General features: G+C 61.2%; 11 protein-coding genes. 9 read left to right on the top strand and 2 right to left on the bottom strand.

Translation table 11 applies throughout. The features are described 5' to 3' along the window. The first annotated feature begins 46 nt into the window (after positions 1-46). From PY649_RS11540 to lpdA, 8 genes are all read left to right on the top strand, one after another. Positions 47-3,031: a 2-oxoglutarate dehydrogenase E1 component gene (locus PY649_RS11540; protein ID WP_285868511.1), complete on the top strand. Its 2,985-nt coding sequence runs from the start codon at positions 47-49 to the stop codon at positions 3,029-3,031. Positions 3,032-3,056: 25 nt separating this feature from the next. Further along, positions 3,057-3,413, top strand: coding sequence for a YciI family protein (locus tag PY649_RS11535; RefSeq protein WP_285868510.1), 357 nt, complete (start codon positions 3,057-3,059; stop codon positions 3,411-3,413). A 94-nt stretch (positions 3,414-3,507) separates the two neighbouring features. Then, the gene (gene odhB, locus PY649_RS11530; protein ID WP_285868509.1) at positions 3,508-4,749 is read left to right on the top strand and encodes a 2-oxoglutarate dehydrogenase complex dihydrolipoyllysine-residue succinyltransferase; all 1,242 of its coding nucleotides are present in this window, start codon (positions 3,508-3,510) and stop codon (positions 4,747-4,749) included. A gap of 14 nt (positions 4,750-4,763) precedes the next feature. Then, positions 4,764-5,513, top strand: coding sequence for a DUF4241 domain-containing protein (locus PY649_RS11525; RefSeq protein ID WP_285868508.1), 750 nt, complete (start codon positions 4,764-4,766; stop codon positions 5,511-5,513). 20 nt (positions 5,514-5,533) lie between these two features. Further along, positions 5,534-6,037, top strand: coding sequence for a hypothetical protein (locus PY649_RS11520; RefSeq protein WP_285868676.1), 504 nt, complete (start codon positions 5,534-5,536; stop codon positions 6,035-6,037). After that, entirely contained in the window at positions 6,034-6,789 is a 756-nt protein-coding gene (locus PY649_RS11515; RefSeq protein ID WP_285868507.1) for an SDR family oxidoreductase, read from the top strand. Before PY649_RS11520 ends, PY649_RS11515 begins: the two co-directional genes overlap by 4 nt. Positions 6,790-6,807: 18 nt before the next feature. Next, positions 6,808-7,446 (top strand): LysE family translocator, encoded by a 639-nt coding sequence (locus PY649_RS11510; RefSeq protein ID WP_285868675.1) that lies wholly within the window; start codon positions 6,808-6,810, stop codon positions 7,444-7,446. 29 nt (positions 7,447-7,475) lie between these two features. Beyond that, positions 7,476-8,882, top strand: a complete 1,407-nt coding sequence (gene lpdA, locus PY649_RS11505) for a dihydrolipoyl dehydrogenase (RefSeq protein WP_285868506.1) — start codon at positions 7,476-7,478, stop codon at positions 8,880-8,882. A gap of 236 nt (positions 8,883-9,118) precedes the next feature. Here lpdA and PY649_RS11500 read toward each other — a convergent pair whose 3' ends face one another. Continuing rightward, positions 9,119-10,210 (bottom strand): TraB/GumN family protein, encoded by a 1,092-nt coding sequence (locus PY649_RS11500; RefSeq protein WP_285868505.1) that lies wholly within the window; start codon positions 10,208-10,210, stop codon positions 9,119-9,121. Between the two features lie 130 nt (positions 10,211-10,340). Next, positions 10,341-11,276, bottom strand: coding sequence for a tyrosine recombinase XerC (locus tag PY649_RS11495; protein ID WP_285868674.1), 936 nt, complete (start codon positions 11,274-11,276; stop codon positions 10,341-10,343). Positions 11,277-11,520: 244 nt separating this feature from the next. Here PY649_RS11495 and PY649_RS11490 point away from each other — a divergent pair, with 244 nt between their 5' ends. Then, positions 11,521-12,477, top strand: coding sequence for a GNAT family N-acetyltransferase (locus PY649_RS11490; protein ID WP_285868504.1), 957 nt, complete (start codon positions 11,521-11,523; stop codon positions 12,475-12,477). Positions 12,478-12,541: the final 64 nt, after the last annotated feature.

Raw genomic sequence — 12,541 nt, 5'->3', positions numbered from 1 at the left:
CAAAGTAAACAAGTCGGGAGGCGGACGAGAGCGTCCGCATATCACCATGGCAAGGCAAGAAGCCAACGAGCAGTTTCAGATTACCTCGTTCCTGGACGGCGCCAACGCTGCCTATATCGAGCAGCTTTATGCGCGCTACGAGGAAGATCCGTCGTCGGTCTCCGACGAGTGGCGGTCATTCTTCAAGGCATTGGAAGACAATCCGGATGACGTGAAGAAGGCGGCCAAGGGCGCCTCCTGGCAGCGCAAGAACTGGCCGATCCAGGCGAACGGCGAACTCGTCTCAGCGCTCGACGGCAACTGGGGCATCGTCGAGAAGGCTATCGAGACCAAGGTGAAGGCCAAGGCCGAAGCCGCCGGCAAGCCGACCGACACTGCAGACGTCCTGCAGGCGACACGCGATTCCGTTCGCGCTATCATGATGATCCGCGCCTATCGCATGCGCGGCCACCTGCACGCCAAGCTCGACCCGCTCGGCATCGCCGCCGCGGTCGAGGACTATAAGGAACTGTCGCCGGAAGCCTATGGCTTCACCGAGGCCGACCTCGACCGCAAGATCTTCATCGATAACGTGCTCGGCCTCGAATATGCGAGCGTGCGCGAGATGATGGAAATCCTCGAGCGCACTTATTGCTCGACGCTCGGCGTCGAATTCATGCACATCTCCAATCCGGAAGAGAAGGCATGGATCCAGGAGCGCATCGAAGGCGTCAACAAGGGCATTAACTTTAGCGCCGACCGCAAAAAGGCGATCCTGCAGAAGGTCGTTGAATCCGAAGGCTATGAGCAGTTCCTCGACGTCAAGTTCAAGGGCACCAAGCGTTTCGGCCTCGACGGCGGCGAATCGCTTATCCCGGCGCTGGAGCAGATTCTGAAGAGCGGTAGCCAGCTCGGCCTCAAGGAAGCCGTGTTCGGCATGGCCCATCGCGGTCGCCTCAACGTGCTGTCCCAGGTCATGGGCAAGCCGCATCGCGCCATCTTCCACGAGTTCAAGGGCGGTTCCTACGCACCGGACGAAGTCGAGGGCTCGGGCGACGTCAAGTACCATCTCGGCGCCTCTTCGGATCGCGATTTCGACGGCCTCAAGGTGCACGTTTCGTTGACGGCCAATCCGTCGCATCTGGAAATCGTCAACCCGGTCGTCATGGGCAAGGCTCGCGCCAAGCAGGACATGAGCGCCACCGTCTGGGACGGCGACATCATTCCGCTTTCCGAGCGTGCCAAGGTCGTGCCGCTGTTGATCCACGGCGACGCCGCTTTCGCCGGCCAGGGCGTGGTTGCTGAAATCCTCGGCCTGTCGGGCCTGCGCGGCCACCGCGTCGCCGGCACGATGCACGTCATCATCAACAACCAGATCGGCTTCACCACCAATCCGGCCTTCTCGCGTTCGTCGCCCTATCCGTCCGACGTCGCCAAGATGATCGAAGCGCCGATCTTCCACGTCAACGGCGATGATCCGGAAGCTGTGGTCTATGCGGCCAAGATCGCGACCGAATTCCGCATGAAATTCCACAAACCTGTCGTCCTCGACTTGTTCTGCTACCGCCGCTACGGCCACAATGAAGGCGACGAGCCGTCCTTCACGCAGCCGAAGATGTACAAGGTCATTCGCGCCCACAAGACCGTGCTGCAGCTCTACTCCGAGCGACTGGTCGGCGAAGGCGTGCTGACCGAAGGCGAAGTCGAAAAGATGAAGGCCGACTGGCGCGCCCATCTCGAACAGGAGTTCGATGCCGGCCAGTCCTACAAGCCGAACAAGGCCGACTGGCTGGACGGCGAATGGTCGGGCCTGCATACGGCCGACAATGCCGATGAGCAGCGTCGCGGCAAAACCGCCGTGCCGATGAAGTCGCTGAAGGACATCGGCCGGAAGCTGTCGGAAATTCCGGCTGGTTTCCACGCGCATCGCACCATCCAGCGCTTCATGGAAAACCGCGCCAGCATGGTTCAGACAGGCGAAGGCATCGACTGGGCGATGGCGGAAGCGCTCGCTTTCGGATCGCTCGTGGTCGAAGGCCACAAGATCCGCCTGTCCGGCCAGGATTGCGAACGCGGCACCTTCTCTCAGCGTCATTCGGTTCTCTACGATCAGGAAACCGAGGATCGTTACATCCCGCTCGCTAACCTGTCGCCGACCCAGGCCCGCTACGAAGTCATCAACTCGATGCTTTCGGAAGAGGCGGTTCTCGGCTTCGAATATGGCTATTCGCTCGCACGTCCGAATGCGCTGACCCTGTGGGAAGCTCAGTTCGGCGACTTTGCCAATGGTGCGCAGGTCGTCTTCGACCAGTTCATCTCCTCAGGCGAACGCAAGTGGCTGCGCATGTCCGGCCTCGTCTGCCTGCTGCCGCATGGCTATGAAGGTCAGGGTCCGGAACACTCCTCGGCCCGCTTGGAACGCTATCTGCAGCTCTGCGCCGAAGACAACATGCAGGTCGCCAACGTCACGACGCCGGCGAACTACTTCCACATCCTGCGCCGTCAGCTGAAGCGCGACTTCCGCAAGCCGCTGATCCTGATGACGCCGAAGTCGCTGCTGCGCCACAAGCGCGCCGTATCGACGCTCACGGAGATGGCGGGGGAAACCTCCTTCCATCGCCTGCTGTGGGACGATGCGGAAGTGATCAAGGACGGCCCGATCAAGCTGCAGAAGGACGCCAAGATCCGTCGCGTCGTCATCTGCTCGGGCAAGGTCTATTACGACCTGCTGGAAGAGCGCGAGAAGCGCGGCATCGACGATATCTACCTGCTGCGTATCGAACAGCTCTACCCGTTCCCGGCCAAGGCGCTCATCAACGAGCTCAGCCGCTTCCGCAATGCGGAGATGGTCTGGTGCCAGGAAGAGCCGAAGAACATGGGCGCATGGTCCTTCATCGATCCCTATCTGGAATGGGTGCTTGCCCATATCGATGCCAAGTACCAGCGGGTTCGCTACACCGGCCGTCCGGCCGCCGCCTCTCCGGCGACGGGCCTGATGTCCAAGCATCTGGCGCAGCTTGCTGCATTCCTTGAGGATGCGCTCGGCGGTTAAGGTGTGATTCGGAAAGGGGTGCGCGATGGCTTATTTTCATCTGAAACTTGTGCCGCCGCGCCCCAGCTTCCCGCATGACGCCACAGGGGAGGAGATGGCCGCCATGCAGCAACACGCCGCCTATTGGCGCGAACAGGCGAGCGCCGGGACGGCAATTGTCGTCGGTCCGGTCTTCGCGGCCGATGGCGCTTTCGGCATGGCCGTCCTCGACGTGGAAGACGCCAATGCCGCCAAGGCGCTTGGTGATGCCGATCCCGTCCTTCTCGCCGGGCTCGGTTTCCGTATTGAAATCTCGCCGATGCCCTCGATCATTCTCCGGCCGTCCGCCGCCGGAAACTCTACCGCGCCGCACGTCCGCGAGGACGTGCAAAGGTCGCAGTAGCACTTAAAAATGGCGCATAAGCCTTTCCGAAAATCGATTCCGATTTTCGGGGTTATGCGCAAACTTATAACGACGAAAAATCAGGATTTGAACAATGGCCACAGAAATCCGCGTTCCTACCCTCGGCGAATCCGTCAGCGAGGCGACCGTCGGCACCTGGTTCAAGAAGGTCGGCGATGTCATCAAGGTCGATGAGCCGATTCTCGAGCTGGAAACCGACAAGGTCACGATCGAAGTACCCGCGCCCGCAGCCGGCACCTTGTCCGAAATCGTTGCCCAAGCCGGTGAAACTGTCGGCCTCGGCGCGTTGCTCGGTCAGATCTCCGCCGGCAACGGTGCTGCGGCTGCTCCGGCTCAGGCTGCCGCGCCGGCCGCTGTTGCTGCCGCTCCGGCAGCGACTGCCCCGGTCGCCGCTCCAGCCGTTGCTGCTCCGGCTTCCGCCATGCCGCCGGCACCCGCCGCCGCCAAGCTGCTCGCCGAAAACAATCTCTCCGCCGATCAGGTCGATGGCAGCGGCAAGCGCGGCCAGGTCCTGAAGGGTGATGTCATTGCTGCTGTCGCCAGGGCCGCTTCGGCTCCGGCCGCGGTCCCGGCCGCTCCGATCAGCGCCCGTGCGCCGACGCCGGTCGAAGACGCCGGCCGCGAAGAGCGCGTCAAGATGACCCGCCTGCGCCAGACGATCGCCAAGCGCCTCAAGGATGCGCAGAACACCGCCGCCATGCTGACCACCTATAACGAGGTGGACATGAAGGCCGTCATGGACCTGCGCAACAAGTACAAGGACATCTTCGAGAAGAAGCATGGCGTGAAGCTCGGCTTCATGGGCTTCTTCACCAAGGCCGTCACGCATGCGCTTAAGGAACTGCCAGCCGTCAATGCCGAAATCGACGGTACCGACATCGTATACAAGAACTACTGCCACATCGGCATGGCTGTCGGCACCGACAAGGGCCTCGTTGTTCCCGTCATTCGTGATGCCGACCAGATGTCGATCGCGGAAGTCGAAAAGGAGCTTGGTCGTCTGGCAAAGGCTGCCCGCGACGGAACGCTGTCGATGGCTGACATGCAGGGCGGCACCTTCACCATCACCAATGGCGGTGTCTACGGCTCTCTGATGTCCTCGCCGATTCTCAATGCGCCGCAGTCGGGCATCCTCGGCATGCACAAGATCCAGGAGCGCCCGGTCGCAATCGGCGGCCAGGTTGTCATCCGCCCGATGATGTATCTGGCGCTTTCCTACGATCACCGCATGGTCGACGGCAAGGAAGCCGTGACCTTCCTCGTGCGCGTCAAGGAAAGCCTGGAAGATCCGGAACGTCTGGTTCTCGATCTCTAAGGGAGCGTTGGCTCATGTCGAAATGGCCCATGCGGACGATGCGCGGACTTTTGTGCGCCGTCGCCGCATGGATTCCGTCGTCCGCCGCCGCGGAAGATTTCGACGTAGCAAAGCTCAGCAGCAATCTCGATCTGGCGTCGCTGAGCGACGCCGATCTCTCTGCCCGGTCGATCACCGTCTTTCATATGGGCGATGTCGAACTGACGTCTGGCCGCATCGTCGCCAGTGATCCGCTGGTCGGGCCGGATCGCTTGGCCTTCGTCAGGACCGTTCCGCCCGGCAACTATCCCGTGACGCTCTATGAAGCCTTCGGCCGCATCGCCGCCGCCAGCCTGCGCTTTGCCGACGGCAAGCCCGCACGCTGGGAGTTGGCGCTTATTCCCGGCCAGGATGTCAGGTCGCTGAAGAGCGACCAGTTCTTCGGCTATCCGGTCGATGCTGGCCTCGGTTGCTACATGGATGCGGATACCTACGCGCTGATCCAGGAGCGGGAACAACAGGTTCGTATCCAGAGGTCCTCTTCGGACATCAACTATTACGACGATGTGCTGGCTGCCGAGATCAAGATAAACGACGACAAATATGTCATGCATCGGCCAATTGTCGGCAAACGCGGCAATGTCGCGGTGTTCTGGAGCGGCTGGGGAGACGGCTTCTATCCGGTGTTCTGGGGCCTCGATGCAAATGATCGCCCGCTTGTCCTGTTCACGGATTTCGGGGTGACGGAAAATGCGGACGGTCGGCACGAACCGAGGGAAGGGTGATCATGCCGACAAACCGCGCGATGGCACGATTTACCCCGGTGCACTGGGCGATGATGGCGTTTACAGCCATCCCCGCACCGGCGCTGGCGGACGAATGCGTGCAGGAAAAGGCGATCTATGGCGACATGGACGACGCTTATGAGCTGCGCTTCGAGCCAGTCGGTGCCGAGATGGCCGTCAGCAACAAGTTCAAATTCGCCGTGCGCAACACCCCGGTCGTGGCCGATGGCGTTGTGATGCGCTCGGACGATCTTCTGCATGCCAACGGCATGATCATGTTCAACTGCCCGGAAGGCGATGTGACCGGCGCCGATCTTCGCGCCTGCACCGTCTGGCAGGGGATGATCTATGCCTCAGACCTGACGGGCAATATCAGTGCCCTGCCGGCGGAGGGTGCCGGAGCTGCGGAACGCTTGTTCCTGCCGGCGCTCGGGCCTTCGATCCGTGAATCCTCCATGTGGGGTGCGGGCAAAGCGACCATCGCGCTTTGGGATGTCTTGACCTTGAAAGGATGTAGCGAATGACCGGCAAATCTCCTGTTCTTCTCGTCACCGGCGGCAGCCGCGGTATCGGGGCGGCGATTTCGATCGCCGCTGCGCGGCAGGGCTGGGCCGTGGCGGTCAACTATGCTTCGAACAAAGCGGCTGCGGAAACCGTCGTCTCTGCGATCCGCGACGCCGGCGGCGAGGCGATTGCTATCGAGGGCGATGTCGGCTCAGCCGACGATATCCGATCCATCTTTTCCGCCGTCGACCAGCATTTCGGCCGGCTGAATGGTCTCGTCAACAATGCCGGCATCGTCGATCGCGTGCAGCGGCTTGACGAAATGACGCCGGAGCGGCTCGACCGCATGTTTCGCATCAACATCACCGGCTCGATGCTGGCAGCCGCTGAAGCTGTCCGCCGTATGTCCACTCGCCATGGCGGCAAGGGCGGCGCGATCGTCAATGTCTCCTCCGTGGCTGCCACCCTCGGCGGCGGCGGCCAATATGTGGACTACGCGGCGTCCAAGGGGGCGATCGATACGTTCACCCTCGGCTTGGCGCGGGAGGTGGCGGCCGAAGGCATCAGGGTCAATGCGGTCCGGCCCGGTATTATCGATACGGATATCCACGCCGCCGCCGGCCTGCCTGAACGGGCGCGCGAGATCGCTCCGCAACTGCCGATGAAGCGAGCCGGGACGGCGGACGAAGTGGCCGACGCCATCCTCTACCTGTTGGGGGACCAGGCTTCCTATATAACGGGCGCCATCCTCGATGTGAGCGGCGGTCGCTGATCGGAAAGGGCTGTGACCATGCAATATGTTTTGGAATTCCTCGGGTTGATGGCGGTGTTTTCGATTTTCATCGTCGCACCGGGCGCTGATTTCGCCGTCATCCTGCGCCAGAGCATTGTGCATGGCCGCCGCGCGGCCGTCATGACCGGCCTTGGCATGGGCTTCTCGCTGCTCTTCCATGTGAGCTATACCATTCTCGGCCTCGGCCTGATCGTGTCGAAATCGCTGATGCTTTTCAGCCTGATCAAGTGGGCTGGTGTCCTCTATCTCGTCTATCTAGGCATCAAGTCCTTCCGGGAGCCGGGCTTCAAGGTGAAGGAGATCGAGATCAGCGATGAGGACCGCACGCCGGTTTCCGTCTGGCGCTGCCTGGCGACGGGTTTCATCACCAATGCGCTCAATCCGAAGCCGGTGCTGTTTTTCCTGTCGCTGTTTTCGACGCTGGTACATCACGACACGCCGGCACTGATCCAGTTCAGCTACGGCGTCGGCATGGCGATGGCGCTCGTCGCCTGGTTCGCCGGCGTTTCCATCTTCTTCACCGTCAAGCCGGTCCGCGATCGCTTCATCGCCAGCGGCAAATGGTTCAACCGCATCACCGGAACGGCACTCGTCGGCTTCGGCATCCGCCTCGCACTGGCGCGGGCGACTGACTAACAAAGATAGAAAACAAGGAAATTAAAACCATGTCCTACGATGTGATCATTATCGGAACCGGCCCCGGCGGCTATGTCTGCGCCATCAAGGCGGCGCAGCTCGGCCTCAAGGTGGCCGTCGTCGAAAAGCGTTCCACCTTTGGCGGCACCTGCCTCAACATCGGCTGCATCCCGTCCAAGGCGCTGCTGCACGCCTCCGAAATGTTCCATCATGCCGGCCATGGCATGGATGCGCTCGGCATCGAAGTCGCGGCACCCACGCTCAACCTTTCGAAGATGATGGCGCACAAGGATGCGACCGTGAAGGCGAATGTCGACGGCGTCGCCTTCCTTTTCAAGAAGAACAAGATCGATTCCTTCCAGGGCACCGGCAAGATCGTCGCTGCCGGCAAGGTTTCGGTTACCGCCGAAGACGGCAAAGTGACCGAGATCGAAGGCAAGAACATCGTCATCGCCACCGGCTCCGACGTTGCCGGCATTCCGGGCGTGTCCCTCGAAATCGATGAGAAGGTGATCATTTCGTCCACCGGCGGCATCGCGCTCGACAAGGTGCCGGCGAAGATGATCGTCGTCGGCGGCGGCGTCATCGGCCTCGAGCTCGGGTCGGTCTGGTCGCGCCTCGGCGCCAAGGTCACCGTCGTCGAATATCTCGACACCATTCTCGGCGGCATGGACGGCGAAGTCTCCAAGCAGTTCCAGCGCATGCTGGCCAAGCAGGGCGTCGACTTTCACCTCAGTGCCAAGGTCACCGGCGTCGAGAAGGTCGGCAATGGCGCCAAGGTCACCTTCGAGCCGGTCAAGGGCGGCGACAAGGTAGTGCTCGATGCCGATGTCGTGCTGGTATCGACCGGCCGCAAGCCCTACACTGCAGGTCTGGGCCTGGAAGAGGCAGGCGTTGTCCTCGATGTCAGGGGCCGCGTCCAAATCGACGGCCATTTCAAGACCAATGTCGCAGGCATCTATGCCATCGGCGACGTGGTGAAGGGCCCGATGCTGGCGCACAAGGCCGAAGACGAGGGCGTGGCGCTCGCCGAAATCCTCGCCGGCCAGGCTGGCCATGTGAACTACGACGTCATTCCGAGCGTCGTCTACACGCAGCCGGAAGTCGCTTCCGTCGGCAAGACCGAGGAAGAGCTGAAGGCCGCGGGTATCGCCTACAAGGTCGGCAAGTTCCCCTTCACCGCCAACGGCCGTGCCCGCGCCATGCTGGCGACGGATGGCTTCGTCAAGATCCTCGCGGACAAGGAGACTGACCGCGTTCTCGGCGGCCACATCGTCGGCTTCGGCGCCGGCGAAATGATCCACGAGATTGCCGTGCTGATGGAATTCGGCGGCTCGTCGGAAGATCTCGGCCGCACCTGCCATGCACATCCGACCATGTCGGAAGCCGTGAAGGAAGCTGCACTCGCGACCTTCTTCAAGCCGATCCATATGTGAGGATTGGGGCAGGTCAGGCGGGTGCATCTTTGCCGCGCCGATGTGCCTGGCCCCTCACCCTGGCCCTCTCTCCGCCATTGCGGGGAGAGGGAACTGGTTCGGCGTTTGCCGTTCTCTCAGAGCGTTGATCTTACACGGTAAATCCCCTCTCCCCGTTTTACAGGGAGAGGGTTAGGGTGAGGGGCAGGGCACAGTCTTTCCCCCCAAACAGCTCTATTCGGCGTCGCCAAACTCGCTCAATTCGCCGCCGTTACCGTGAAACCCTGCTTGCGCAGCAGCTCCACCAGACCCTGATCGCCTACCAGATGCAGAGCGCCGACGGCGATGAAGACGTTGCCCCTGGCGAGGATCGGTGCGGCGCGCTCGGCCATCACCTTGTTGCGGTCAAGAATGATTCGTTGTTCGAAGGTGGCGGTGTCTTCGTCCGACAGCGTCTCGTCGGGTTCGATCGTTTTCAGCATCGGAACGATCGCTCCAACATTTCCGGCAAGATAGAGATCGGTCATCGTTTCGTTGACGTCATTGATCTTGTCGCCAAGTTCCAGCGTCTGGATCAGCGATTTCAAATGCAGTTCGATCGGCAGATCGCTCATGGCCTTGGCCTGCTCCGCCAGTGTTTCCAGGCCCTTGACCTGTTTGCCGGTGGCCGCGGCATCGGTGGCGAGTTTCTGATCGAGGAATTTCATGCCGGCCGCTTTGCGGCGGACTTCGCAAGCGGTCAGTTCGAAGGAACTCGAGATCAACCAAGGCTGCATATGGGAGACGGCGGCGAGCGGCACGCCGCGCTGTTTCAGGCCCGCTTCCAGCTTGGCATTGTCTTCGGGCGACAGATGCTGGCTGATGGTCGACCCGTCGGTCAGCATGGTCAACGACGGATTGACGAAGAGAGCCGCCGCCGCTTTCTTGTCGTCCAGGATTTCATCGGATTCGACGACGATCGTGTCGGCGGCAGCGCTCGCTTCGGCTGCCCCCTTCGGCATGGTCACCACGCGCGCGTCGCTGACGTGCATGGTGCCGAGCAGCCAGGAGGGTTTCAGGCCGGGCTTTTCGATCTTCCAGAAGATGCCCTTTCCGTTTTCCACCTTGTCGCCGGCTGCGATGATGGAGGCATATTTGGCGGGATCGCTTTTCTGCAGTTCAGCCATCAGATCCTTGCCGCCGCAGCTCTCGGGTACTGTCTCGTCGGCATGCGCCAGCTGCGAGCTGAGTATGGCTGCGATCAACAGGACCGCCAGCATTAACGGAAGAGCTGTGGCGAGCCAAAGGAGGAGGTCGCCGATTACCGGTTTCATCGACCGCATCGTCTTGGGTTCGAGGGCAGAAATCATCTAAACCTTCCGCTGGCAGAGGGCATGACTTCTAGAGCGCGAACGTGGCTTTCGCGAGACATGCCAATACATGCATCAGCTCTACCCTTCGGACACGCATATTCCCTTAACACGAGGGGTTAATGCTTTCTTACGCCCGCGGATGAGCCCGATCATAAACCTCCAGCAGCCGCGATGAATCGACGCCGGTATAGACCTGCGTCGTCGAAAGCGAAGCATGACCGAGCAATTCCTGGATCGTGCGCAGGTCACCGCCACCTGCGAGCAGGTGCGTGGCGAAAGAATGGCGCAGTGCGTGCGGCGTGGCGGTGTCCGGCAGGCCGAAGGCGCTGCGCAGCTTCTGCATGCCGCGCTGGATGATGCCGGGTTGCAGCTTGCCGCCGCGCGCGCCGCGAAAGAGCGGCGTGCCTGGGTCGAGATGATAGGGGCAGAGGGCGCGATATTTCTCAACCGCTTCGAGGACGATGGGGAGCAGCGGCACCAGCCGGGTCTTGTTGCCCTTGCCGGTGATTCGCAGCGCCGTCGCGCCGGGGCGCACATCTTCCGGCATCAAATTGAGCGCCTCGGAGATGCGCAGGCCGCAGCCATAGAGCAGCGTCAGCACGGCAGTGTCGCGCGCGGCGATCCATGGTTCGTCATGCATCTGCGCCTCATCGCTGACGACAGTGATCGCCTGTGTGTCCGACAGTGGCTTCGGCAGCGATTTGGGCTGTTTCGGCGATCGCACGGCCCCGGCGCCGGCCGCATTCACCAGCCCCTTCTTTTCGAGATAGCGCAGTAGCGAACGAAGGCCAGCGAGATTGCGCCCGAGCGAACGCGCACCCACGCCATCCTTGCGGCGCGCGGCGAGAAAGGCACGAAAGTCGGCGGGGCGCAATGCGTGAATATCCCCAATGGTTGCCGGACCGCCGAGATGGCCGGTCAGAAACGTCAGAAACTGTCGCGTGTCGCGTTCATAAGCATCCAGCGTGTGGGCGGAGAGCCGCCGTTCTTGGCCGAGTGCGTCCAACCAACGGCCGCGCTCGGCCATCAGCTTGGGATCAGCGATAATCAGCAACTCGTTCAGTGGAAAACCCCTTGAAATCCAAATTCCTTCTGCCACTTTGAAGGAGGGAAGGTTATGGAATCGCTAACATTCCTACTGCGCCGTGCCTCGTTTGCGGGCGGAAACACCGCGGTAGTACTTTTCAACTGCGTATAAGTCATTACTTAAATCAAATTCGATTTAAGCGGGTTATACGCGAGGCGCTTGTCATGCTTCGATCATATTCGATTGCGATAGAGTATAACCCAACCACCCAGGGCATTTCATGGCACGTCGCGGTTCGATAACTGCATTGGGACAACTTGCAGAAGCGATCGCTTTGGTGTCCCAGGGCCAGCCCGGGCATATCGTCGATACGCTGATTGCCGAACGCGGCCAGAAGATCGTTCGCAACCCGCTTTGGCCGTTGATGCGGCCCTTTCTCTACACGCTGCTGCGCTACAGCAAGGCGATCGAATTTGCCAACGATGTCGCCAAGCTCTCGGGTTTTCAGTGCTTCGAATATATGAGCGATCTGCTGAAGCTCGATATCGGGGTAACCAACGCCGAGCGCATACCTGCTTCCGGCGGCTTCATTCTGGTCAGCAACCATCCCACCGGCATTGCTGACGGCGTCGCTGTTTTTGATCTCTTGAGGACACGCCGGCCCGATATGATGGTTTTCGCCAATCGCGACGCCGTCCGCGTCAATCCGCGATTCGCAGAGATGATCATCCCGGTGGAATGGCGCGAGGAGCATAAGAGCAAGCTGAAGACGCGCGAAACGCTGCAGCTCACCAATCGTGCCGTTGCCGACGGCAAGGTCACCGTGCTCTTCCCGTCCGGCCGCATCGCCTTTTGGGCAAACGGCAAGCTGAACGAGCGGCCCTGGAAGACGTCGGCCGTTGGCCTTGCGCGCAAATACAATCTGCCGATCCTGCCGGTGCATCTGACGGCGCGCAATTCCGGGCTGTTTTATTGGTTCGCCAAATGGTCGACGGAACTGCGGGACATGACGGTGTTCCACGAGCTTCTCAACAAGCGCGGCGACCGCTTCGATTTCCTGGTCGGCAATCTCATTCCGGTCGAGCATCTGGACGGCGACGTCAACGAGGTGACGAAGGCGCTGGAAAAGCACACGGTGTTCGATCTGGCGGCGGACGGGAATGCGACTTTTGTGCCGGTCAGTGCGCCGGCTACCGGTCAGGATATGGCCTCTGCCGTCGCGGTACAATCCGCTTGACGGCTGTTGGCGGCCAGTCCCGCCGCACCCATATCTCCCGCGCAAAAAGACGATATCGGTGAAA

The sequence above is a fragment of the Rhizobium mayense genome, assembly GCF_030272705.1.
Lineage (GTDB): Bacteria > Pseudomonadota > Alphaproteobacteria > Rhizobiales > Rhizobiaceae > Rhizobium > Rhizobium mayense.
Note: the sequence above shows the minus strand (reverse complement) of the source record. Positions and strands in the feature narration are given on the sequence as shown.

What these genes read in the sequence shown, in the direction of transcription:
- PY649_RS11540 (WP_285868511.1), top strand. Translation starts at nt 47, where the DNA reads ATGGCAAGGCAAGAAGCCAACGAGCAGTTTCAGATTACCTCGTTCCTG.
- PY649_RS11535 (WP_285868510.1), top strand. Translation starts at nt 3,057, where the DNA reads ATGGCTTATTTTCATCTGAAACTTGTGCCGCCGCGCCCCAGCTTCCCG.
- odhB (WP_285868509.1), top strand. Translation starts at nt 3,508, where the DNA reads ATGGCCACAGAAATCCGCGTTCCTACCCTCGGCGAATCCGTCAGCGAG.
- PY649_RS11525 (WP_285868508.1), top strand. Translation starts at nt 4,764, where the DNA reads ATGTCGAAATGGCCCATGCGGACGATGCGCGGACTTTTGTGCGCCGTC.
- PY649_RS11520 (WP_285868676.1), top strand. Translation starts at nt 5,534, where the DNA reads ATGGCACGATTTACCCCGGTGCACTGGGCGATGATGGCGTTTACAGCC.
- PY649_RS11515 (WP_285868507.1), top strand. Translation starts at nt 6,034, where the DNA reads ATGACCGGCAAATCTCCTGTTCTTCTCGTCACCGGCGGCAGCCGCGGT.
- PY649_RS11510 (WP_285868675.1), top strand. Translation starts at nt 6,808, where the DNA reads ATGCAATATGTTTTGGAATTCCTCGGGTTGATGGCGGTGTTTTCGATT.
- lpdA (WP_285868506.1), top strand. Translation starts at nt 7,476, where the DNA reads ATGTCCTACGATGTGATCATTATCGGAACCGGCCCCGGCGGCTATGTC.
- PY649_RS11500 (WP_285868505.1), bottom strand. Translation starts at nt 10,210, where the DNA reads ATGATTTCTGCCCTCGAACCCAAGACGATGCGGTCGATGAAACCGGTA.
- PY649_RS11490 (WP_285868504.1), top strand. Translation starts at nt 11,521, where the DNA reads ATGGCACGTCGCGGTTCGATAACTGCATTGGGACAACTTGCAGAAGCG.